General features: G+C 51.6%; 22 protein-coding genes. 17 read left to right on the forward strand and 5 right to left on the reverse strand.

Going from position 1 to position 21,551, the window contains the following annotated elements:
• Positions 1-215 precede the first annotated feature (215 nt).
• The 13 genes from A7K91_RS05755 (at position 216) to ilvE (ending at position 11,924) form a co-directional block, all read left to right on the forward strand.
• Complete coding sequence (locus A7K91_RS05755) at positions 216-1,163, forward strand: M23 family metallopeptidase (protein ID WP_169833378.1); 948 nt, start codon at positions 216-218, stop codon at positions 1,161-1,163.
• Entirely contained in the window at positions 1,156-2,037 is an 882-nt protein-coding gene (locus tag A7K91_RS05760) for a M50 family metallopeptidase (protein WP_068680620.1), read from the forward strand. The genes A7K91_RS05755 and A7K91_RS05760 overlap by 8 nt, the downstream gene beginning before the upstream one ends.
• A gap of 264 nt (positions 2,038-2,301) precedes the next feature.
• Positions 2,302-3,561, forward strand: coding sequence for an Rne/Rng family ribonuclease (locus tag A7K91_RS05765; RefSeq protein ID WP_068680625.1), 1,260 nt, complete (start codon positions 2,302-2,304; stop codon positions 3,559-3,561).
• Between the two features lie 189 nt (positions 3,562-3,750).
• A complete protein-coding gene (gene rplU / locus A7K91_RS05770) occupies positions 3,751-4,062 on the forward strand; it encodes a 50S ribosomal protein L21 (RefSeq protein WP_068680626.1) in 312 nt (103 codons plus the stop codon).
• A 12-nt stretch (positions 4,063-4,074) separates the two neighbouring features.
• Positions 4,075-4,407, forward strand: coding sequence for a ribosomal-processing cysteine protease Prp (locus A7K91_RS05775; RefSeq protein WP_068680627.1), 333 nt, complete (start codon positions 4,075-4,077; stop codon positions 4,405-4,407).
• 45 nt (positions 4,408-4,452) lie between these two features.
• Positions 4,453-4,764: a 50S ribosomal protein L27 gene (gene rpmA / locus A7K91_RS05780; RefSeq protein WP_068680628.1), complete on the forward strand. Its 312-nt coding sequence runs from the start codon at positions 4,453-4,455 to the stop codon at positions 4,762-4,764.
• Positions 4,765-4,927: 163 nt separating this feature from the next.
• On the forward strand, positions 4,928-5,662 hold the full coding sequence (locus A7K91_RS05785; protein WP_068680629.1) for a Spo0B domain-containing protein: 735 nt from the start codon (positions 4,928-4,930) through the stop codon (positions 5,660-5,662).
• 13 nt (positions 5,663-5,675) lie between these two features.
• Positions 5,676-7,001: a GTPase ObgE gene (gene obgE, locus A7K91_RS05790; RefSeq protein ID WP_068680630.1), complete on the forward strand. Its 1,326-nt coding sequence runs from the start codon at positions 5,676-5,678 to the stop codon at positions 6,999-7,001.
• A gap of 210 nt (positions 7,002-7,211) precedes the next feature.
• A complete protein-coding gene (locus A7K91_RS05795; protein ID WP_068680632.1) occupies positions 7,212-7,649 on the forward strand; it encodes an ACT domain-containing protein in 438 nt (145 codons plus the stop codon).
• A 55-nt stretch (positions 7,650-7,704) separates the two neighbouring features.
• Positions 7,705-8,991: a homoserine dehydrogenase gene (locus A7K91_RS05800; protein WP_068680633.1), complete on the forward strand. Its 1,287-nt coding sequence runs from the start codon at positions 7,705-7,707 to the stop codon at positions 8,989-8,991.
• A 22-nt stretch (positions 8,992-9,013) separates the two neighbouring features.
• Complete coding sequence (thrB, locus tag A7K91_RS05805; protein WP_156739371.1) at positions 9,014-10,060, forward strand: homoserine kinase; 1,047 nt, start codon at positions 9,014-9,016, stop codon at positions 10,058-10,060.
• Positions 10,057-10,929 (forward strand): prephenate dehydratase, encoded by an 873-nt coding sequence (pheA, locus tag A7K91_RS05810; RefSeq protein WP_068680635.1) that lies wholly within the window; start codon positions 10,057-10,059, stop codon positions 10,927-10,929. The genes thrB and pheA overlap by 4 nt, the downstream gene beginning before the upstream one ends.
• 113 nt (positions 10,930-11,042) lie before the next feature.
• Positions 11,043-11,924: a branched-chain-amino-acid transaminase gene (gene ilvE / locus A7K91_RS05815; RefSeq protein ID WP_068680636.1), complete on the forward strand. Its 882-nt coding sequence runs from the start codon at positions 11,043-11,045 to the stop codon at positions 11,922-11,924.
• Positions 11,925-12,533: 609 nt separating this feature from the next.
• On the opposite strand, the gene A7K91_RS26965 is transcribed toward ilvE, so the two are convergent.
• Positions 12,534-13,442 carry a hypothetical protein gene (locus A7K91_RS26965; RefSeq protein ID WP_245697273.1) on the reverse strand — a complete coding sequence of 303 codons (909 nt, stop codon included), beginning with the start codon at positions 13,440-13,442 and terminating at the stop codon, positions 12,534-12,536.
• 30 nt (positions 13,443-13,472) lie between these two features.
• Positions 13,473-13,964: a hypothetical protein gene (locus A7K91_RS26970; protein ID WP_068680638.1), complete on the reverse strand. Its 492-nt coding sequence runs from the start codon at positions 13,962-13,964 to the stop codon at positions 13,473-13,475.
• A gap of 46 nt (positions 13,965-14,010) precedes the next feature.
• Between A7K91_RS26970 and A7K91_RS26975 the strand changes: the two genes are divergently transcribed.
• The 3 genes from A7K91_RS26975 to A7K91_RS05840 all read left to right on the forward strand — a co-directional run bounded on the left by A7K91_RS26975 (position 14,011) and on the right by A7K91_RS05840 (position 16,848).
• Positions 14,011-14,919, forward strand: coding sequence for a hypothetical protein (locus A7K91_RS26975; protein WP_068680640.1), 909 nt, complete (start codon positions 14,011-14,013; stop codon positions 14,917-14,919).
• A gap of 163 nt (positions 14,920-15,082) precedes the next feature.
• Positions 15,083-16,048 carry an alpha/beta fold hydrolase gene (locus tag A7K91_RS05835; RefSeq protein ID WP_068680642.1) on the forward strand — a complete coding sequence of 322 codons (966 nt, stop codon included), beginning with the start codon at positions 15,083-15,085 and terminating at the stop codon, positions 16,046-16,048.
• Between the two features lie 116 nt (positions 16,049-16,164).
• The gene (locus tag A7K91_RS05840; protein ID WP_068680644.1) at positions 16,165-16,848 is read left to right on the forward strand and encodes a PspA/IM30 family protein; all 684 of its coding nucleotides are present in this window, start codon (positions 16,165-16,167) and stop codon (positions 16,846-16,848) included.
• A gap of 158 nt (positions 16,849-17,006) precedes the next feature.
• Here A7K91_RS05840 and nagZ read toward each other — a convergent pair whose 3' ends face one another.
• Positions 17,007-18,284, reverse strand: a complete 1,278-nt coding sequence (gene nagZ / locus A7K91_RS05845; protein WP_068680651.1) for a beta-N-acetylhexosaminidase — start codon at positions 18,282-18,284, stop codon at positions 17,007-17,009.
• Positions 18,285-18,411: 127 nt separating this feature from the next.
• Between nagZ and A7K91_RS05850 the strand changes: the two genes are divergently transcribed.
• The gene (locus tag A7K91_RS05850; RefSeq protein ID WP_068680652.1) at positions 18,412-19,728 is read left to right on the forward strand and encodes a UDP-glucose dehydrogenase family protein; all 1,317 of its coding nucleotides are present in this window, start codon (positions 18,412-18,414) and stop codon (positions 19,726-19,728) included.
• Between the two features lie 55 nt (positions 19,729-19,783).
• Here A7K91_RS05850 and A7K91_RS05855 read toward each other — a convergent pair whose 3' ends face one another.
• Together A7K91_RS05855 and A7K91_RS05860 are read right to left on the reverse strand one after the other, a co-directional pair.
• Positions 19,784-20,434: a ThuA domain-containing protein gene (locus A7K91_RS05855; protein ID WP_068680655.1), complete on the reverse strand. Its 651-nt coding sequence runs from the start codon at positions 20,432-20,434 to the stop codon at positions 19,784-19,786.
• A 110-nt stretch (positions 20,435-20,544) separates the two neighbouring features.
• Positions 20,545-21,396: a helix-turn-helix transcriptional regulator gene (locus A7K91_RS05860; RefSeq protein ID WP_068680657.1), complete on the reverse strand. Its 852-nt coding sequence runs from the start codon at positions 21,394-21,396 to the stop codon at positions 20,545-20,547.
• Between the last annotated feature and the right edge of the window lie 155 nt (positions 21,397-21,551).

The following is a 21,551-nucleotide window of genomic DNA, read 5'->3' on the forward strand; positions in this document are numbered from 1 at the left end:
GACTCCAAGTGTTCCAAAACGTCTTGAGCAGCTATCGCTTTTTACTGTAAATTTAAGGAAGTGTTATGGGTCAAGCGTAGATATAAGCATGGCTTGGGGCGTTCCTCCAGGCTCATGCTTTTTTTTATGCTCCAGGCGCGAGCTTATGAAGCCTTATTTTCAGCGCTAAGCCCTTCGCATACTTGTCCCTGCCCGCACATAAGATGGGGTATGGGATGGACAAGGAAGCGGGAGGGATAATGATGGGGTTGAAGGATGATGTCAGAGAGCGCAGACGCCATAAAATACAATCGCTTTTGGATGCTTATGGAGATGAACCCCGGCAGCCAGTGTCCGGCAAAGATCGCAGCAGCGGCCGCCCGCCGGTTTTGAAAACCGGTAAATCAGATGCAGGAATGACCCTGCCCAAAGATAACGATCCAGACCCCGAGGCTGCCTGGAAGCAAAACCGCAATCCATGGTCTGCCTGGGAAGCGAATGATCATTTTCAGCCTCCTGCCTGGCGGGACGAGGAACAGATCAGGACAAGCAGAAACGAAGGCCCCGGAGATGGAGGAAGGTTTTGGAAGGAATTAAAATGGAAAATGGTAATTGCCGCGCTCCTGTTTGGCGCTATTTGGGGGTTGTTCCAGCTGGATGAGGGCTGGAGCAGGAAGGGACAGGTTTTGATCAAAAGCGCGCTGACCGATGAGTTTGATTTCGGGGCGGCTGCGCAATGGTACAAAACCGCCTTTGCGGGAGCGCCATCCTTTATCCCTCTGTTCCAAAAGGAATCTGCGCAAACGGCGAGCACCGGCGAAGACGGGGATGTCTTCGCGGCTGCCCCCGTCAAGGACGCTTCGCTTTTGCTAACCTTTGCCGAGCTGCTAAACGGCATCCAGCTTGCTGCTCCTTCTGGAGCTGAGGTTGCTGCGGTGGGCAAAGGGCGGGTTCTGTTTGTGACCGACAAAGGCGATACGATTTTGATCCAGCACGCCGGTAATGTTATTACAGTGTACGGGGAGCTGAGCCAATCCTTTGTGGCGGTTAATGACTGGGTGGAAGCCGGAGACATTATCGGAAAGCTTCCTGATGCGGGATCTGACGGAAGCAGTCCGCTTTATTTTGCCGTCAAGCGAAATGACCGCTACATTGATCCCCTGGATGTGATTCCGCTTGATTAAATGGGGCGGCATTTTATGGTCGATCCACCCTTTGTTTGTGATGGTTATGCTGGCTTCGGCGCTTACGGGTTATTTTATGGAGCTGCTTGTCCTCTTTGTTATTGTGCTTGTGCATGAATTGGGACATGTGGCGGCCGCCAAAGGTTTTGGCTGGCGCGTCAAAGAGGTCAAGCTGCTGCCTTTTGGCGGTGTTGCGGAGGTAGAGGAGGCAGCCGGCGTCTCGGCGAAGGAAGACGTTATTGTTGCGCTGGCGGGGCCGCTGCAAAACGGCTGGATGGCGCTTGCAGCCTGGGGGCTTGGGCAGCTTGGCCTGTGGCATTCCGAATGGGCGTCCTACGTTGTAGAAGCAAATCTCATGATTGCGTTATTTAATTTACTGCCGATTCATCCGCTTGACGGGGGCAAGCTTTTGCATGCCTTGCTGGGCAGCGTTTGCCAATATTATAAAGCGCTGCTCTGGACGGCGCGGCTTGGTCTGCTGTGCAGCTGTCTGATGATCGTTGCGGCGGTTGTTCCCTTTTGGCTGGAGGAGCAAGCTGTTCAGTTGAATTTACTGGTGGTTGGTTTATTTTTGTTTGCCAGCAATCGCGCGTACAGCCGCAATGTCCCCTTCCTTTTTTTGCGTTTTCTGACACATCGGGAGCGGATGACAAATCGGGCTATGGAGGCAGGAAAAAAGGCTTCACATCTTGTGGTGAACGGCAGCCAGTCTCTTATGTCGGTTGCCAGACTGTTCAAGCGTGAGGCCTTTCATGTTGTGTACGTTTCGGAGCATGACGGGAGCAGTCTCAGGATGCTGCCGGAAAATGCTATTGTCAGAAGCTGCTTGTCGGGTCTGGGACCCCACCGTGCAGTCAGCGAGCTTTTGATGTAAACTTAACTCATAAGCATGCCGCCAGGCATGCCTCGTAAAGTAAAGCGGACTTTTTGAACAACCATTAAATCAAGTTCAAAAAGTTTGGTTTTCAGTACCGAGAAGATGGGATGAAGCTAGAAATCGAGAACCGGAGCGTAGTGGGAGCTACGTGAGGATCGGAGATTTCGGCTGAATGCCATATTCGACGTTGATTATGCCGCCAGGCATGTTTCGTAATGGAAGGCAAACTTTTTGAACAACCTCTAAAAGGGCGGTGAAGGGATGAAGCAGTTGCTGCTGCATGTCGAGGATAATTCCTTGCAAACCGCAGTTGTACAAGATGGGGTATTAATTCAGTTTTATATGGAGCGATCGGCTGGCAGTAGCCTGGTCGGGAATGTTTACCTGGGAAAAATCGTCAACGTCCTTCCCGGCATGGAGGCCGCGTTTGTGGATATTGGCCTTGGCAAAAATGCGTTTTTGTACATCGATGACCTGCTGCATCCTCATGCGGACAAGCAGCCTCGCCAAAAACCCGCGATTCAGGAAATTGCCAGGCCGGGGCAGGTTGTTGCTGTTCAGATCGTCAAAGATCCCATCGGCGGAAAGGGAGCGCGGGTTACGACCCATTTCAATTTGCCGGGCCGCTATCTGGTGTATATGCCTGAGGCTGGGTATGTCGGCGTTTCCAAAAAAATCGGAAGCGAAAGCGAGCGTGAACGGCTGAGGCTGATCGGTGAATCCATCCGGCAGGGTCAAGAAGGCATTATTATGCGTACGGCCGCTGTAGGAGAAAGCGAGGAAGCGTTATCCAGCGACGCAGGCAAGCTGCGCAGGCTGTGGGATCATATCGTGACCAAGACGACAGCTTCAAACGCCCCCTGTCAGCTTCATGTGGAGGCCGGTCTTTTGCACCGGGTCATCCGGGATACGGTTGCGTCCGATATTGGGGAGATATGGATTGATCATGAAGCCAAATTCCAGGAAGCCCAGAGCTTGCTTGGCGAAATGGCGCCTGCTCTTAAGGAGCGGCTGAAGCTTTATATCCCTCAAGACGGTCGGGAGCTGTTCCGTTATTTTGACGTGGAGGAGCAGCTGGAAACGGCCTTTGCCCGAAAAATTCCTCTTGCTAGCGGGGGGTATCTGATTTGTGAGGAAACGGAAGCGCTGACGGTGATTGATGTGAATACCGGCAAGTTTACGGGAAACAACAGTCTGGAGGATACGGTGTATCGAACCAATCTGGAAGCGGCCGAGCTGATCCCAAGGCTGCTCCGCATTCGGGACGTAGGCGGTATTGTCATTATTGATTTTATTGATATGGAGCGGGATGAAAGCCGCAGCAGCATTTTGGCCAGAATGACAGAGGAAGCTAAAGAGGACGGAACCAAATGCAGCATTGTGGGCTGGACGAGGCTTGGACTGATGGAGCTCACGCGAAAAAAATCGCGGGAGGCCGCTAGTGTGCGCAAGGGAGAGCTTTGTGCAGCCTGTGGCGGAACCGGGAGACAAAAAACGGCGGAATCCGGGAACAAGAGCTGAAGCAGCAAAAAAATCCAAATAGCAGTCTTGAACTATGGGCATCATTATGATAAGATATTCGAGTGTATATTTTATATGTGCAATTGAAATGTACAGGTACCGCTCTGTCGGGGTATGAAAAGCGCAATGGCGTAAGCCGCTGCCACCTGCTTCAGGCGAGTCTTCGAAATTAAGGAGGTGCACCCAATTATGTTCGCAATTATCGAAACTGGCGGCAAGCAATACAAAGTTCAGGAAGGCGATGTTCTTTTCATCGAAAAACTGAACGGCGGCGAAGGCGAAAGCGTAACATTCGATCGCGTTCTGGCCGTTTCCGGCAAGGATGGTCTGGTTACTGGCGCTCCAGTTGTATCTGGCGCAGTCGTTACTGGCAAAGTCGAAAAACACGGCAAAGGCAAAAAAATTACCGTGTACAAATACAAAGCCAAAAAGAACTACCGTCGCAAGCAAGGCCATCGTCAGCCTTACACGAAAGTAACAATCGAAAAAATCCAGGCGTAAGCGGGATTTGGCATGATTGAGATTACGATTGTGCGCAATGCTGATGGTCGTATTTTGTCATTTGCGGTGGAAGGACATGCCGGGTATGCGAAACGCGGCAAAGACATTGTCTGCGCTGGGGTATCGGCCATATCTGTAGGCACGGTCAACGCAATTGAAACGTTAACGGGCATCGTTCTGCCGGCAACGATGAGAAACGGCTGGCTCTCCAGTGAAATTCCGCTCCAACCCGAACGGGAGAAAGAGGAAAAGCTGCAGCTGCTGCTGGAATCCATGGTTGTTATGTTTGGGACGATTGCCGAGTCATATGGCAAATTTGTTGCCGTGAAGGAGAAGAGCGTTTAGCTCTCCCGTCGCCGCAATCATTTTCGTAAGAAGGAGGGCTACATCATGTTGAAATTGGATCTCCAGCTATTCGCTTCCAAGAAGGGCGTAGGTTCCACAAAGAACGGACGCGATTCCCAGTCCAAACGTCTTGGCGCTAAACGCGCTGACGGCCAGACTGTAACGGGCGGAAGCATCCTGTTCCGTCAACGCGGAACAAAGATTCATCCCGGCACTAACGTGGGCATCGGCAAAGACGACACGCTTTATGCTAAAGTGGACGGCGTTGTGAAATTCGAGCGCTATGGACGCGATCGCAAAAAAGTGAGCGTATACCCTGCTCCGCAAGCTCCTGTTGCTGCGGCAGTTGAAGCTTAAATCATAATATTGACGCATAAGCGTTGAGATTATATCGGAAAGCCCCGGCCGGCATTGCTAGGCCGGGGCTTGCTTCGTTCAGTCATGATTTTGCTGATGACCTTGTCTGACGGTCGTGATATACTGGTAAAGCTAGGAATTTACAAGAAGGTAGGTTCGTGGAATGGGACGAAATGGGCTGGCCAAGTATGTAGCCGCAGCATCGATTGTCCTTCCCGGAGCGGCGCTGCTGCTTATGCCGGAGGAAATCTGGACGGCGGTTCTTTTTGTATGCTGGACGGCTGCGGCAGCTGCATTCTGGATCATCAGCAAGCAAAGAGAGCATGAAGAGCAAATGACCCGAACGATAAAGGCGATGCAAAGCGCTGGCATACGAACATTGAATCATCATCGTCATGACTGGATGAACGACCTGCAGGTATTATTCGGATATGCCCGACTGGGAAAGCTAGATAAGTGCATCAGCTTTATGGAGAATATAAGAGAAAGAATGGCGGTTGACAGCGCGATTGCCAAGCTGGGCGTTCCTTCGCTGGTCAGCTACATTCAATCCTTCAGAACCATTTCCAGCAATATGCTGCTGGAGCTCGAAATTCAGAGCGATCTGAATCTGTCCGGCATGAGGCTTGACCATGACAAAATCGCCGATACGCTAATCCATGCCATTAACACGTATCGGCTTGCCGCAAAACCGGGCGCAGGCGAGCTGGCTGTACTTCGGCTGAAGCTGAGCAGGGATAATACTGCGCTTTATGCAGCATTTTATTATGAAGGCGAGCTTATTAATGAGCAGCAATGGAGTCAAAAAATGATACAGCAGTTAAAAGGCGCGCCTCTCAAGGTAGTGGATTCGGAGCATGGCTTCAATGTGCTGCTGCGCGCAGACATAAGCGCTTGAACGGAGGCTATTCATGTTTGTTGATAAAGCAAAAATATTTGTAAAAGGCGGCGACGGCGGCGACGGGATTATCTCGTTTAGACGGGAGAAATACGTTGAGAACGGCGGACCTGCAGGCGGCGATGGCGGCAACGGCGGCGACTTGATTTTTCAAGTTGACGAAGGTTTGCGCACGCTGATGGACTTCCGCTACCAGAAGCATTTTAAAGCGGAACGCGGCGTACGGGGTAAAGTAAAGGGCATGCATGGCGCAAGCGCTGACGATACCATCGTTCGGATTCCGCCAGGTACGGTCATTATCGACGACGACACAGGCGAAATCATTGCGGATATGACCCGTCATGGCCAGAAGGTTGTTGTGGCCAAGGGAGGCCGCGGCGGCCGGGGCAATATCCGTTTCGCTACACCGACTAATCCGGCTCCTTACATATCGGAGAATGGAGAAGAAGGCCAGGAGCGCTGGATCGTGCTTGAGCTTAAGGTAATGGCGGATGTTGGTCTTGTTGGGTTTCCCAGCGTAGGCAAATCGACGCTGCTTTCCATTGTATCCGGTGCAAAGCCAAAAATCGGAGCTTACCATTTTACAACCATTACGCCTAATCTAGGGGTTGTAGACGTAGGCGATAGCCGGAGCTTTGTGATGGCGGATTTGCCTGGGCTGATCGAAGGCGCGCATGAAGGCGTTGGGCTTGGCCATGAGTTTTTGCGTCATGTGGAAAGAACCCGCGTCATTATCCATGTGGTCGATATGGCTGCGTCTGAGGGACGCGATCCTTTTGACGACTGGATGAAAATCAATGCGGAGCTGGCCCTTTATAATGCCAATCTGGCGGATCGCCCGCAGATCATTGCCGCTAACAAAATGGACATGCCGAAGGCGGAGGAGCAGCTTACTCTGTTCAAGCAACGGCTTGCCGAGCTAGAGGAAGGTAAAAAGCATGAAATTGTGCCTATCTCTTCCCTGACGAAGCAAGGCATACAGGAGCTGCTTTACAAGACTGCCGACCTGCTGGATTCCATTCAAGTGGAGGCAGTCCAAGCGGAACCTGCGGAGCAAGCTGAGCGCAAGGTTTACACGATGAACAAAAAAGAGGAGATTACCTTTACGATTCGCCGCGAGGACGAAATTTATGTCGTCGAGAGCGAAGGCATCGAACGTATGATGAAACGGATGAATCTGAATTCGTACGACGCCGTTATGCGTTTTGCCCGTACGATGCGCAAGCTGGGCGTTGACGAGGCCTTGCGCAAAAAAGGCGCAAAAGACGGCGATATGATACGGGTCAACGACTTTGCGTTTGAATTTTTTGAAGGCAGCGACTACAACCCATACGATTAATGTACTAAAAAGGGAGCGTTCCTGGTCATGGAAATGACAGGAGGCTCCTTTTCTTTTTTCAACAACATGGCAGACCGGAAGATTCAGGCGTTATGACCTGAAACGAAAAACCGGCATGGCTCTATTTTGCAATTGCCTATTGCCTGAGCCTTCCCAATTGTATATAATGTCCACTATGGATGTACATTTGTCTGTCTAGGGAGGACGAAAATGGCGGAGCGCTATTATGTCGTTCGAGAGGACCTGCTGCCGGAAGCCATCGTCAAAACGATGCAGGTTAAGGATATGCTGGATAGCGGGGCTGCGTCTACGGTTCACGAAGCGGCGGAGCGGGCGGGCATAAGCCGCAGCGCTTTTTACAAATACAAGGATGGCGTGTTTGCGCTGCAGGATGTGTCACGCGAGCGAATCGTCACTATATCGATGGATTTGGAGCATCGCGCAGGCGTTTTGTCCAGCGTGCTTGGCTTGTTGGCCAGCCGGGAGGGTAATGTGCTGGCAATGAATCAAAGCATTCCGCTGCAAGGGTTTGCCAACGTTGTGTTGTCTGTTGACATCGCGGGGCTGGCAGGAGACCTGTCCTCGCTGATTGAATTGCTCAGAAAGCAACAGGGCGTGCGAAAAGCCGCCGTTATCGGGCAAGGGTAATAAAAAGGAAGCATAGGAAGCCATTATATCATTGCTGTTGAACTGGAGGTCAGTTATGAAGCCGATAAAAGTAGGATTGCTGGGACTCGGAACCGTCGGAACCGGCGTAGTACGCATTGTTGAGGGGCATCAGGAGGATTTGCAAAACCAGGCGGGCTCCTCTATCGTCATTGAAAAGGTGCTTGTGCAAAATAAAACAAAAGCGCGCGCCATTTCCGTGCCGCAGGAAAAGCTGACGGAGGATCCCTGGGATATTATCCGCAACCCCGAAATTGACGTTGTTGTTGAAGTGATGGGCGGCATCGGCAATACGAGGGACTATATATTGGAGGCTTTGTCTCTGGGCAAACATGTCGTGACGGCCAATAAAGACCTGATGGCGCTGCATGGACCGGAAATTTTGGCCAAGGCCCGGGAGCATGGCTGCGATGTGTTGTATGAAGCGAGCGTAGCGGGCGGCATTCCTATTTTGCGCACGCTGGTGGAAGGATTTTCATCGGACCGTATTACCAAAATTATGGGGATCGTTAACGGCACCACCAACTACATTTTGACCAAAATGAGTCAGGAGGGGGCATCCTACGGGGATGTACTGAAGGAGGCTCAAGCGCTTGGTTATGCCGAATCGGATCCTACCTCCGATGTGGAGGGGCTGGATGCTGCTAGAAAAATGACGATTCTGGCTACGCTGGGCTTCCGCACCCATGTATCGCTGGATACGGTTTCGACTCAAGGCATTTCCTCCGTGACAAAAGAGGACATCCTGTATGCCAAACGTCTCGGCTATGAGCTTAAATTGCTTGGTATTGCAGAGCGCCAGGACGATTCCATCAGCATTAGCGTCCAGCCTACCATGGTGAAGTCGACTCATCCAATCGCCTCTGTCAATGGTGTGTTTAATGCGGTTTATGTGTATGGCGAAGCGGTGGGCGAAACGATGTTTTACGGAGCGGGAGCGGGGGAGCTGCCGACAGCTACGTCGATCGTTGCGGATCTGGTCGCCGTTGTCAAAAACATCAAGCTGGGAGTAGGCGGCAAAAAAAATGCGTTAACCTACAACGAAACCAGACAAAAAACGGATGAGGAAATATCGTCGAAATATTTTCTGCTCCTGCATGTGGCGGATCGGGCCGGCGTATTGGCGCAAATTACTCAGGTTTTTGCAGCCTTTGAAGTCAGCCTGCAATCCGTATTGCAGCAGCCTAACCCTAATAATCCGGAAGCGGAAATCATCATTATTACTCATGACGCCAATAAAGCCGCTGTAGCCAAGGTGCTGGAGACGTTCCATAAGCTGGATGTTGTACACACGGTGAAAAGCGTGTATCGGGTGGAAGGATAGGATTATGGATAACGTAGGAGAAATGGACAAAAGATTACTAGAGCTCGCCTCCTGCCGCAGGGTGACGGTCAAGGTTCCGGCGAGCACCGCCAATCTTGGACCGGGGTTTGATACGCTTGGCATGGCGCTGTCTCTGTTTGCTTGGGTCGAGATGTCGGTTTCCACGAGCGGAGCCACAACGTTCGATTTGCACGGGGAAGGAATGGACGGGCTGCCCCAGGATAAAAGCAACCTGCTGTACAAGGTGGCCCAGCTTGTGTTCAAGCAGGCTGGAGCCGAAGTACCGGAGCTTCATATCGCTATGTACAGCGATATTCCGCTGGCGCGCGGGCTTGGCAGCAGCGCAACGGCTATAGTTGGCGCTTTAGTTGCCGCTAATGCGCTGATCGGCGAACCGCTTAGCACACAGGAGCTGTTCCAGCTTGCAACGGAACTGGAGGGGCATCCCGACAACGTAGGAGCTTCACTGTTCGGCGGCATTGTAGTGTGCTCCTGGACGAAGGGCGAGGAGGCGCAGCACGTGAAGCTGCAGCCGCCGCCAGGACTTGAGACGCTGGTTGCCATCCCGGCGTTCCAGCTCTCGACAGAGAAGGCGCGTCATGCACTGCCGGCTGTCGTCGACCGGGCCGACGCCGTCTATAACGTCGGCCGCAGCTCCTTGCTTGTCGCCGCGCTTGCCAGCGGCGAGCTTGAACTGCTGCGTCATGCGCTTGGCGACCGGCTGCACCAGCCCTACCGTGCGCCGCTAATCCCCGGCATGACGGAAATATTGGCGCGCGCCGGTGAACATGGCGCGCTGGGCGCTGCGCTCAGCGGGGCCGGGCCGACGCTGATCGCGTTTGTTGACGCCGCCAGCAGCGGCAAGGCGGCGCTGGAGGCCTTTCTGCAGGAGACGATGCAGAATGAGGGCATTACGGCGCAGACGCTGTGGCTGGCGCCATATGGCGAGGGCCCGCAGGTTAACGTTGCGGAGCTGTGCGACGATGCCGTGATGAATGACGGCAGCGGTGAAAACGGCGGAACGGATTTACCGTTTTTGGACAGAATCAAAGGAGAGCGGTTATCATGAAAACAATAGCGCTGCTGCCCGCGGGGTCCGTCTCCGACGAAGCGGCAAAGCAGCTTTTTGGCAGCGAACAGGTTAATTGGAGACATCATCGGCTAATCGCCGATGTTTTTCAGTCAACGGCAACCGGTGTGAGCCATTACAGCGTTATTCCGATCGAAAATACGATTGAAGGCTCCGTCAGCCTCCATATGGACTGGCTTGTTCACGAGGTGGATTTGCCGATGCAGGCTGAATGGGTTTATCCCTCGATTCAAAATTTGATCGGCCGCCGCCCGGAGCTGCTAAACGGCTCCGGCGAGCTGGATTTGACGCGTATCCGCAAGGTGATCAGCCATCCCGTAGCGATGGCTCAATGTCTGCAGTTTTTGCGGCGGTTTATGCCGCAAGCAGAGACGGAGCACGTCAGCAGCACGGCAGAAGCGGTTAAAATCGTCAAGGAAAATCCGGGCGAAGGCATTGTGGCGATCGGCACCCGCATAGCGGCCCAGATTAACGGTCTGGATTTGCTGGAAGAGAAAATAACCGATCACGACAATAACTATACCCGCTTTGTTCTGGTGGGACATGAGCCATACAAGGCCAGACAGTCTGAACGGATCAAAACCAGCATTCTGATTACGCTGCCGGAGGATTACCCTGGCGCGCTTCATCAGGTGTTGTCAGCTTTTGCATGGCGGAAGATCAACCTGTCGCGAATCGAGTCGCGTCCAACCAAGAAAAAACTGGGCAATTACTATTTTTATATGGAGATTGAAATGTCGCTGGACACTGTCCTTCTGCCATCCGCGCTTCAGGAGGTTGAGGCGATAGGCTGCCAGGTGCGGATATTGGGCTGTTACCCGTCTTTTTCCTATGAGCAGCTGCTGTAGCGGAAGGGCTTGAGAATTGAGTTGAGGCCGTATACAGGGCGGCTTTTTTGCGGTAAAGTATATAAGTATGGTATTAATCGGCATGACATTTTGCGGAGGTGTAGGGTAAGGTTATGGCACAGCAATGGATTTATCTCAATGGTGAATATGTAACTAAAGAGGATGCAAAAGTTTCGGTATACGATCACGGTTTTTTGTACGGCGACGGCATTTTTGAAGGCATCCGTATTTACGGCGGCAACATTTTTAAATGCAAGGAGCATTTGGACAGGCTATATGATTCGGCCAAATCCATCATGCTGGACATTCCGCTGACGCAGGACGAAATGCAGGAAGCTTTGGTGGAAACCATTTCCCGCAACGAGATGCGTGACGGCTACATTCGTCTTATCGTATCGCGCGGTCCCGGCAACCTGGGTCTAGATCCAAAACGCTGTCCTGCGGCTTGGGTCATTATCATTGTAGAGCAGCTGGCCATTTATTCTGAGGAAGCTTACAAAAACGGTCTGGTTTCGGTATCGGTATCGCAGCGCCGCAATATTCCGGATGCGCTCAATCCGAAAATCAAATCGCTTAACTACTTGAACAACATTTTGGTCAAAATCCAGGCCAATCTGGCGGGCGTCGGCGAAGCGATTATGCTGAATTCGCAAGGATATGTAGCGGAAGGCTCCAGCGACAACATTTTTATTATTAAAAAAGGGGTTGTTTATACGCCTCCTTGTTACGTTGGCGCATTGGAAGGCATTACGCGCGCAGCTATAATGGAGCTTTGCGCCAAGCTCGGCTATACGTTGAAGGAAGAGCCGTTTACACTGCATGATGTTTATGTGGCAGACGAGGTTTTCTTCACGGGAACGGCAGCCGAGGTTATCGCGGTTCGCGAGGTGGACGGACGCAAGATCGGCTCCGGCCAGGCAGGCCCGATTACGACTCGCTTGCTGCAGGAATTCCGCAGCATTGTTACCGTAGACGGCGTCCAAGTATTCAACTAATAGTTCGGAAGCATTTAAAGGTTCCTGTCAGGCAGAAGGATCTGCCTGCGGGAGCCTTTTTTGTCGTTCATTTTTCAGAGGCATGCCTATATAAGGACATACTGTCGAAAAACGATGAGAAGGAATAGCTGTTTTTTTTCTGTCAAAGTGGAGACACCAGCCCATCTCCTGCATAGGATGTAGAGATTGATAGCGGGCATTCCCCGTTACACAGAACGTGACAGGAGGTTATTGGGCAGTGAAAATCCATATTGTGAAACAGGGAGATACGTTATACGGCCTGGCCCAAAAATATAACGTAACTCAGGATCAGATTCTGCAGCTGAATCCAAGCATCACCAACCCGGATGTGCTGCATATCGGCATGAAAATCAAAATGCCTTCCAGCCATGCCGGTGTTCATTCATCGGACATTATGCATCAGCATGTCGTCAAACAGGGAGATACGCTGTGGAAGCTATCCAAAGCATGGGGTGTGCCGCTCGCCTCTATGGTTCATGCCAATCCTCAGTTGAAAAATCCTAATGTGCTGCTCACCGGGGAAATCGTTAATATCCCGAAAGCGAACGCTGTTATAACGCCACAACAAAGTCACGCTTCCAGCACACATCACGGCGGCAATTTTATGCAGAATGTGCAAGGCGTTGTTGGCAAGCTGTCTACTGCGCCCGTTATCGGTAAGACGTTAACCGGCTTAGCCACGGGGAAAAAGAATACAGCGCCTATCATGGAGAAGACGCCTACAGGACCAATCGTTAGTCCGGTTCCACCTGCTCCAGAGCCAAAGCCCGCACCTGCACCTAAAAAGGAAGCGGCGAAAAAAGTCGAGCCGCTTAGCAAAAAGGTAGAGCCGCTGGCGAGCAAGGCGGAGCCGCTTGCGAAAGGTAAGGTGGAGCCGTTGGCAAGCAAAACAGAGCCGCTTGCGAAAGGTAAGGTGGAGCCGTTGGCAAGCAAAACAGAGCCGCTTGCAACAGGCAAGGTCGAACCGCTGGCAAACAAAGCACTGCCGCTCGCGGCGAGCAAGGTGGAGCCCCTGGCAGCCAAAACAATGCCAAATGCCAACGTCTCGCCCATGTCGTCCAACATGGCGCCGCTGAGCACGGGCAAAACATCGCCTAACGCCAACGTCTCGCCCATGTCGTCCAACATGGCGCCGCTGAGCACGGGCAAAACAATGCCTAACGCCAACGTTTCGCCGATGTCGTCCAACATGGCGCCGTTGAGCAACTCCAACGTCTCGCCGTTGTCATCGAACATGGGCCCGTTGAGCAACTCCAACGTCTCGCCGCTGTCATCGAACATGGGCCCGTTGAGCAACTCCAACGTCTCGCCGCTGTCGTCGAACATGGGTCCAATGAGCAATGCCAACGTGTCGCCAATGTCATCGAACATGGGTCCGATGAGCACGGGCAAAACAATGCCTAATGCAAACGTCTCGCCAATGTCGTCGAACATGGGTCCGATGAGCACGGGCAAAACAATGCCTAATGCAAACATCTCGCCAATGTCGTCCAACATGGCTCCGATGAGCACGGGCAAAACAATGCCTTATGCCAACGTGTCGCCAATGTCATCCAACATGGGCCCAATGAGCAATTCCAACGTGTCGCCAATGTCATCCAACATGGGTCCGATGAGCAATTCCAACGTGTCGCCAATGTCATCCAACATGGCTCCATTGAGCAATTCCAACGTGTCGCCGATGTCATCCAACATGGGTCCGATGAGCAATTCCAACGTGTCGCCAATGTCATCTAACGTGGGTCCATTGAGCAATTCCAACGTGTCGCCAATGTCATCCAACATGGGTCCATTGAGCAATTCCAACGTCTCGCCGATGTCATCCAACATGGGCCCGTTGAGCAATTCCAACGTGTCGCCGATGTCATCGAACATGGGCCCAATGAGCAATTCCAACGTGTCGCCGATGTCATCGAACATGGGTCCGATGAGCAATTCCAACGTGTCGCCGATGTCATCCAACGTGGGCCCGTTGAGCAACGCCAGCGTTTCCCCGCTGTCTGCGGCGCCGGCTGCCAAAAAGACTCTGCCAAATGAAAAGCCGGTGGAAAAAAAGGTTAATGCAATGAATTCCGAATATATTCAAAGCATTGATTTATTTCAGCAATATGATACTCCTGCAGTTCAGGCGATGTCCGGAATGGATTATTCCTTCGTTGAAGGTGCTAACGTTGAAGGTGCTAATGCTGCCAACAGCAATATATCGCCAGCCAATTATGGCATGATGGGCGAAAACGTCCCTGCGGGCAAAGGAAGCTGGGGAGCAGCGCAAGCCCAAAGTGCAAACAATCCCAATACGAGCGTTGAGTGGGCGCCTTATGCATCAACGGCACCTGTTTATCCTTATGATTGTCCTCCCGGAATGTATCCGGCTTATCCGGTTTCACCTTATAGCCCTTACGGTATGGGCCCAATGTGGGGGTATGGAAATAACCCTTATCAAGGATTGGGCGAAAATGCTAATGTGTCTCCGTCATCTATTGGGCCAAACGCCAATGTTTCGCCGTTATCCGTTGGTTCCAAAAAAGGAGACGTCTCGCCGATGGCATATTCCGAAAACGCGGAGCCCATTGCGCCTTATAGCGCAATGCCGAATCATCCCGGAGTAGCAGCCTTGTCTGCGCAATATCCGCCGCCTGGTTACGGTGGTTATCCAACAGGGTATCCTGCGGGCTATGTTCCGGCAGCGCCGCTTCCCATGTGGCCCGGCTATGGAGGACAACAGATGCCGTATTATGGGGCTCCAGGCGGCTGCGGCTGCGGAGGCATTAGAGAGGATCAAGTCAACGCTAATACGATGTCGACCTTCTCAACACCGAATTATTTGACTCCTGATTATTCAAGCTCCAGTTCTACTCCAAAGACGGGAGCGGCAAAGCCCAAGAAGAAAGCAAAAAAAGCCGTTATTCGCACGGTTGTTTCCAAGCCAAAGCCTAAAACAACCAGGGGCAGCCGCCCTTGGCTGAATCGTTAAAGAAATAGCCCGGCTTCCTGTTACAGGTTGCCGGGTTTCTCTTGTTTACTGTATGAATTCGGCTTTTTAAGTATCAAAAAGTTAACTGGCGGGTGTATAATAAGGGTGATTTTGTATCCGATTACATGATACATAGACGAGATTGCGAGAGAGGGAGATTTAGATGCCGCTGATTGATATGCCGTTGGAGCAGCTAAAGCAATATGAAGGAATAAATCCCAGACCAGCGGATTTTGACGATTACTGGAAGCGCGCGATTGCGGAAATGTCCGCGGTTGAAGCCAAGGTGGAGCTTATTCCCAGCTCTTTTCAGACACCGCTGGCGGAGTGCTTCGATCTTTATTTTACAGGCGTGAGAGGGGCAAGAATTCATGCCAAATATGTTCGGCCCCGCAATGCGGAAGGCAAGCATCCAGCCATTGTACAGTTTCATGGGTACAGCGCCAATAGCGGCGACTGGAGCGACAAGCTGGTGTATGCCTCGCTTGGTTTTTCCGTGCTGTCGATGGATGCGCGCGGCCAGGGCGGACAATCGGAGGATGCTGGCGGTGTTAAAGGCAACACCTTGAACGGCCATATTATCAGAGGACTCGACGATCATCCCGACAACCTGTTGTTTAGACATATTTTTCTGGATGCCGCCCAGCTAGCAGGCATAGCTTTGTCGTTGCCGGAGGTTGACCCGGACCATGTTTATGCAACCGGAGGTTCTCAAGGCGGAGCGCTTGCAATAGCTTGCGCCGCTCTGGAGCCGCGCGTAAGCAAGCTTGGCACGGTTTATCCGTTTTTATGCGATTATAGACGGACATGGAATATGGATTTAGCCAAGGATGCTTATCAGGAGCTGAAAAATTATTTCCGCAGCTTTGATCCTCTGCATGAGCGGGAGGACGAGGTTTTTGAACGGCTCGGCTATATCGACCTGCAATATCAGGCAGGCAGGATCAAGGCTGAGGTTGTGATGGCGGTTGGACTGATGGATACAATTTGCCCGCCATCGACTCAATTTGCGGCCTACAATAAAATAACCGCTCCCAAACAAACCTTGATTTATCCCGATTTTGGTCATGAACATCTGCCGGGCTTAAACGACAAATTAATACAATTCTTCCTAAGCCCCATGGTATAATAGATAATATTTGTCGTTTGTGTGATTTTACTGGCGCAACCAATTGAAACGTTATTCCAGTTGGCGCGTATTGTTAATTATAACGACCTAACAGGACGAAGGAGGAATTGTTGACTATGAGTATTTTTCAAAGACTGTTCCGTATCGGTAAATCTAATGTTAATGCAGCACTGGACCATCTGGAGGATCCGGTGAAAATGATTGATCAGGTATTGCGTGAGCTGGACGAGGATATCGAAAAGGTAACATCTGCCGTAACGACTCAAATTGCGGTGGAAAAACGTTTTGAGCGCGAGCTGAATGAGGCAAACGAGGTTATCGCCAAACGCGACGCCCAAGCCCGTCAGGCGCTTGCCAGCGGTAATGAAAGCCTTGCCCGCGAAGCCCTTGCCGATAAAAAGCGTTACTCCGATAAGCAAGTCGCGGCGCAGGCAAGCTACGACAGAGCCAAAGCAACCGCAGACAAGCTGCGCACGCAGCTCCAGGAAATGAAAGCAAGAGTGCAGGAAATGAAAACGCAAAAAAGCACATTGGTTGCTCAAGCTGAGGCTGCAAAAGCTCAAGAGCGCATCAATAAAACAATGAGCGGGATTGGCAACAACGATCTTGGCGCAACCTTTAACCGGATGGAGGAGCGCATCAGACAAATGCATGATCAGGCGGATGCGGCTTACGAGCTGGCCAATGAAGGCAAGTCGCTGGACTCTAAATTCGATGAACTCGAAAAATCCGGCAGGGATACCGAACTGGACGATGAGCTTGCAGCTTTGAAAGCGGAGCTGGAAGGCAATAAGCAATAATGAATCCCGATAAATAAGGATCAAAGAAAAGTCTCCACATTACCACGTCAGCGCAGTCCGAACTGCGCCGATGTGAAAATGGGAGACTTTTTTTCAGGTTAAGGCTTCCAGAACAAATAGGCCGACCTGCGTACAAGCCAGGACAATCTTGCCTCTTATTATTTGGCTAGCGCGTTTGTAATTTCCTCGTTAAGGGCTTTAATGTCCGGTTCGTCGGTTGCCGCATCCATTAGCTTGTATTTTTGCTTTAGCGCAAGCAGCCTGTACAAGCTTTCATCCAGCCTCATTTCGGTTATCCCGCCATTCTGGACTTCACTTTGCAGCGCTGTCAGCACCCTCTGCTGCAGCTTCTCATCATGCCCGACCAGAAGCAGGTCGGCTCCGGCTAACACCGCCTTGACGGCTGCCTCTCCGATTTCATTGTCCTGCAGCAAGCCGCCCATCGTCAGGTCATCGGTGACAACAACGCCATTGTACCCAAGGCCAGTCCGAAGCAGGCCATTAATGGCTTTGTACGAGATCGAAGTGGGGAGCTCCTTGTCCAATGCAGGTATAAGCAGGTGGGCCACCATAACGGCGTCGGCATTATGCCCCACGGCCTCCACAAATGGCAGCAGCTCCAGCTTGCCCAGCTCGTCCAAGGATTTGCCTACGACTGGAAGCGCGTAGTGGGAATCCACTGAAGTGTCTCCGTGTCCGGGGAAATGTTTGACTACGGTTGTCACGCCAGCTTCCGAAATGCCCTCCATCATGGCCATGCCGTGGTTAATAACTGTATCCGCGTCAGAGCCAAAGGAACGATCGCCGATAACGGGATTGTCGGGGTTGCTGTCGATATCAAGCACAGGGGCAAAATCCAAATTAAATCCCAAAGCCTTAACCGTTGACCCCAATGAGCGGCCAACCTCTTTTGTATGTGAAATGTCCTTCAATACCCCCAGCTCACGCGCCGAAGGAAACTTGGCAATCTCCGCAGGCAGCCTGCTCACCTTGCCGCCTTCCTGATCTAGGCTTAGCCAGAGAGGAATGCTATTTTCGTTATTGGCAGCCTTAAGACTGTTCAGTAATGCCACCGTTTGAGACGCAGATTTAATATTGTCCTTATACAGGATAAATCCGCCAATTTTGTTTTCAGCAATCATTTTTTTTGCAAAAGGGCTGATCTTTTTTCCGTCCAGTCCAATTAATAGAAGCTGCCCTATTTTTTCATCTATCGTCATTTTGGCGATTTGAGCTGCAATTTCTTCATTCGCTGAAGGTGGTGCTGTCGGGCTCTCCGTCTCCTCGGGCGCAGCGGGCGAGGGAGCAGAGGGATCAGGTGATGAGGTTGCAGCTGGCGGAGAGGTTGCAGGGGGGGAAACATTTCCGCCGGATTTACCGCACCCGCCGGCTACGATGAGTGCAAAGGATAAAGCAACGGCCAATACAATTCGCATAAATCAACCTCCCATCTGATTTCTCCTATTGTACCTATATGGCTCAGGCGGGTCAAACGCCGTTTCCATTTTCTTGCTTCCAGCACATGATGCAATACATTAATCAGAATGGAAAGGATGTACCCAAATGGATATTTGCGTTGTGGGAGCGGGGTATGTCGGCCTCACGACCTCGGCTGTTTTGGCGAAGCTCGGCCATACCGTATGGTGCTGCGATCGTGACGATATCAAAATTTCTTCGCTGTTGAACGGTCATATTCCTATATTTGAGCCCGGATTAGAGGAATTGGTGCAGCAAGGCACAAAAAACAACCGTTTGTTTTTCAGCTCCGATGTGCCTCTTTACGTAGAAAAATGCCCGGTCATAATGGTAGCGGTGGGTACGCCTTCCGCCCCGGACGGAACAGCGGATTTGGTTTATGTCAAAAGCGTATTGTTAACCGTTGCAAATGGCATGCAGGAGCCCAAAACCGTCATTATTAAAAGTACGGTGCCGCCAGGAACGGGAGATTGGGCGCAAGACTTTTTTTTGCGCAGAGGCGTTCCAAAAGAATGGGTCGAGGTGGTATCCAATCCGGAATTTTTGCGGGAAGGCACAGCCATCCATGACTCCTTTCATCCCGACCGCATATTGGTAGGCGCTTCCAGTGTTCAAGCCGGGACGCTTGTTGCTTCGCTGTATGACGGCATTTCCGCACCGGTGCTGCATACGGGTCGAACAGAGGCGGAAATGATCAAATACGGCTCCAACTCCTTCTTGGCCGTCAAGCTTTCTTTTATTAATGAGCTGGCAAGGCTTTGTGAAGCTTTTCGTGCGGATATTACCGAGGTAGCAAAGGGTATTGGAATGGATGAGCGGATAGGGGCGAGGTTCCTGCAAGCGGGCATCGGGTATGGCGGCTCGTGTCTGCCAAAGGATGTTTCAGCACTCATAGCAACGGCAGCCGGTAAAGGAATGGGACTAAAGCTGCTGGAGGCTGCAGCATACGTAAACGAAACGCAGGTACAGGTATATGTAACGAAGCTGACTCGAGAGCTTGGAGCATTAAAGCCGGGTATGACCATTGCTGTTTGGGGTGCGGCCTTCAAGGAAAATACGGATGATCTTCGCTACTCCAAAGCTTTGGTGCTAATGGAGGAGCTGGCTGCAAAAGGATGCGGGGTTACCGCATATGATCCCTTGTCATCGCCGGACATGGATGGGGTCCAATGGGCGGCGTCCCAGTTGGAGGCGCTGGCGGGTGCCGACGCTTTGGTCGTGGCGACCGGATGGAAGCAATTTGTCGATGCTGATTGGCAGGTCGTCAAAGCGGCCATGAAAGGCAAGCTTGTTGTAGACGCGCGCAATGTTCTGGACCGTGCTGCGGTGGAGGAGGCCGGGCTACATTACATCGGCCTGGGAAGACCTCGTAAAAGGGAGACAGAAATGAGCGCAGCGGACTAAAGCGGCTCTATAAAGCGCCTAGTTTGCCGCATTTTTAACGACCCCGAACGTAATTTCAGCGATTTATTTCTGACAAATACGTAATGGCGGAGGCGATCATTTTCCGGTAAGCCGGGGATTGGAAGGAGGGCGCATGATGGCCGGGCTGCAAATATACGACAGTTCCGAGACCATACTTGCGCTCCCAACCCGCAGGAATGGCAGTACCTTGGAATTCATATGCCATAAAAATCGTCTTTTCAACAAAGTCATCCAGCTCGAACTGATAGGGCTCCTCCTCCAAAAGAAAGGACTCGATGCCATCCATGATGGGATGGCTTGCGCCTGCTTCCGTGACAACGTATTTTAACTGCTGGTATGGAGGATGATTCGTAAATTTGCCGCCAATCAGTGTCAGCAGCTCGCTGCTGGCTTGCAGCGAAATTCCGTTATGCAGGACAAGCATTTTTCCGCCTCCCGCTACATAACGAAGCAAACCTGCCCTTTGCTGGGCTGACAGCGGCTTATCCCAGCAATCGGTGTAGCTGATGAATAGATCGCAAGTATTATTGGTGTCTAATGCAGACAAAAGATGATAGTCCTGACTTGCGGTCAAACGGCAGCCGGCAGGAACGATGGTTTTCATTTCCTCGATGATTGCGTTCAAAGGATGCCAGGGAGCGTCCTCGTTATTTCCCAGCATTATGGCATGTATAGATTGGCTCATCTCTTTTCCTCCCAAGCCCCCGTGTACGGGAACGAAATGTATGAATGCCCTTACAAAATAACGCTGCCTTTATTGTAAGCTGCTCGCCTTCTTGCGGCAAGCCGTTTAGTTTATTGATGGCGGTTGGATGTTTCATAGAGCTGGCGGTAAGTGGAAGGCGTCATGCCTTCGTGCTCCATAAATCTTTTGTTAAAATAGCTGACGCTGGGATAACCCGCCTCCTTGGCTATGTCGCCGATACTTAACGACTGGCGCTCCAGAAGCCATTGCTTGGCTGTCTGAAGCCGGCAGCGGGTAATAAAATCCATCGGCGTCATCTCCATCACTTGGCGGAACAGCTTGCAAAAATAATGCGGCGTTACCCCGGCGAGTGCCGACCAGCGTTCCAGCAGAAAGGGCTCCGTCGCCTCCTGCTGCATAACGGGAAGCAGCTCCAGAATGCGTCCACCCGAGGAAATGGACCTGCCGCTTGCCTTGGGCACCGCCTGCTCTACAAATAAAGTCAGCAGAGCATAAGTCAGGGTCGAAAGTCTGTGAGGATGCAGCATCCGATTTTGCTCCGCTTCCGTTAACAGCTCCTCATGAGCACTCATCCATAACTCCGGTTGGCGAATGCTCCAGATTCGGCTAAGATGCAGCTCGCGCTTCACCATAAAATCAAACAAGCTGTCGCCGTAGAAGTGGACCCAATGAATATCCCAAGGCTCTTCCTTGCTGCTGTAATAACGCTGCTGCTGCAAGGGGAAATAAAGGAATGCGTCTCCCGGTCCAAGGGTGTGGATAACGCCGTCCTGCTCGACATAGCCTTTCCCGCCGGAAACAAAGTGAATATTAAAATTGTTCATCGCATCGGCATTTCGGCTTACGGTATGTTCGGCCCATCTCCGATAAAAGCCTACAGATTCCGGCATGCAGAAGTAAGGGCTGGAAGGCAAAGTAAGAAGATGGCTTTGGCGCTGCATCGACAATCCTCGACTTTCATGACAATATAGTTATAATCTATCTTAATATATTGTCATTTTCATTTCAATCCAGCCCATTTATAATGACAATATCGTCATACTATTTATTATATTTGAGAAGATGGGATGAAGCTAGAAACAGAGTAGCGGAGCTT

The sequence above is a fragment of the Paenibacillus oryzae genome (assembly GCF_001675045.1).
Lineage (GTDB): Bacteria > Bacillota > Bacilli > Paenibacillales > Paenibacillaceae > Pristimantibacillus > Pristimantibacillus oryzae.

Bases quoted from the DNA above. Each gene is read 5' to 3' on its own strand.
- A7K91_RS05755 (WP_169833378.1), top strand. From the start codon at position 216: ATGGACAAGGAAGCGGGAGGGATAATGATGGGGTTGAAGGATGATGTC.
- A7K91_RS05765 (WP_068680625.1), top strand. From the start codon at position 2,302: ATGAAGCAGTTGCTGCTGCATGTCGAGGATAATTCCTTGCAAACCGCA.
- rplU (WP_068680626.1), top strand. From the start codon at position 3,751: ATGTTCGCAATTATCGAAACTGGCGGCAAGCAATACAAAGTTCAGGAA.
- A7K91_RS05775 (WP_068680627.1), top strand. From the start codon at position 4,075: ATGATTGAGATTACGATTGTGCGCAATGCTGATGGTCGTATTTTGTCA.
- rpmA (WP_068680628.1), top strand. From the start codon at position 4,453: ATGTTGAAATTGGATCTCCAGCTATTCGCTTCCAAGAAGGGCGTAGGT.
- A7K91_RS05785 (WP_068680629.1), top strand. From the start codon at position 4,928: ATGGGACGAAATGGGCTGGCCAAGTATGTAGCCGCAGCATCGATTGTC.
- obgE (WP_068680630.1), top strand. From the start codon at position 5,676: ATGTTTGTTGATAAAGCAAAAATATTTGTAAAAGGCGGCGACGGCGGC.
- A7K91_RS05795 (WP_068680632.1), top strand. From the start codon at position 7,212: ATGGCGGAGCGCTATTATGTCGTTCGAGAGGACCTGCTGCCGGAAGCC.
- A7K91_RS05800 (WP_068680633.1), top strand. From the start codon at position 7,705: ATGAAGCCGATAAAAGTAGGATTGCTGGGACTCGGAACCGTCGGAACC.
- thrB (WP_156739371.1), top strand. From the start codon at position 9,014: ATGGACAAAAGATTACTAGAGCTCGCCTCCTGCCGCAGGGTGACGGTC.
- pheA (WP_068680635.1), top strand. From the start codon at position 10,057: ATGAAAACAATAGCGCTGCTGCCCGCGGGGTCCGTCTCCGACGAAGCG.
- ilvE (WP_068680636.1), top strand. From the start codon at position 11,043: ATGGCACAGCAATGGATTTATCTCAATGGTGAATATGTAACTAAAGAG.
- A7K91_RS26965 (WP_245697273.1), bottom strand. From the start codon at position 13,442: ATGTTGGACGACATTGGCGAGATGTTTGCATTAGGCATTGTTTTGCCC.
- A7K91_RS26975 (WP_068680640.1), top strand. From the start codon at position 14,011: ATGAATTCCGAATATATTCAAAGCATTGATTTATTTCAGCAATATGAT.
- A7K91_RS05835 (WP_068680642.1), top strand. From the start codon at position 15,083: ATGCCGCTGATTGATATGCCGTTGGAGCAGCTAAAGCAATATGAAGGA.
- A7K91_RS05840 (WP_068680644.1), top strand. From the start codon at position 16,165: ATGAGTATTTTTCAAAGACTGTTCCGTATCGGTAAATCTAATGTTAAT.
- nagZ (WP_068680651.1), bottom strand. From the start codon at position 18,284: ATGCGAATTGTATTGGCCGTTGCTTTATCCTTTGCACTCATCGTAGCC.
- A7K91_RS05850 (WP_068680652.1), top strand. From the start codon at position 18,412: ATGGATATTTGCGTTGTGGGAGCGGGGTATGTCGGCCTCACGACCTCG.
- A7K91_RS05855 (WP_068680655.1), bottom strand. From the start codon at position 20,434: ATGAGCCAATCTATACATGCCATAATGCTGGGAAATAACGAGGACGCT.
- A7K91_RS05860 (WP_068680657.1), bottom strand. From the start codon at position 21,396: ATGCAGCGCCAAAGCCATCTTCTTACTTTGCCTTCCAGCCCTTACTTC.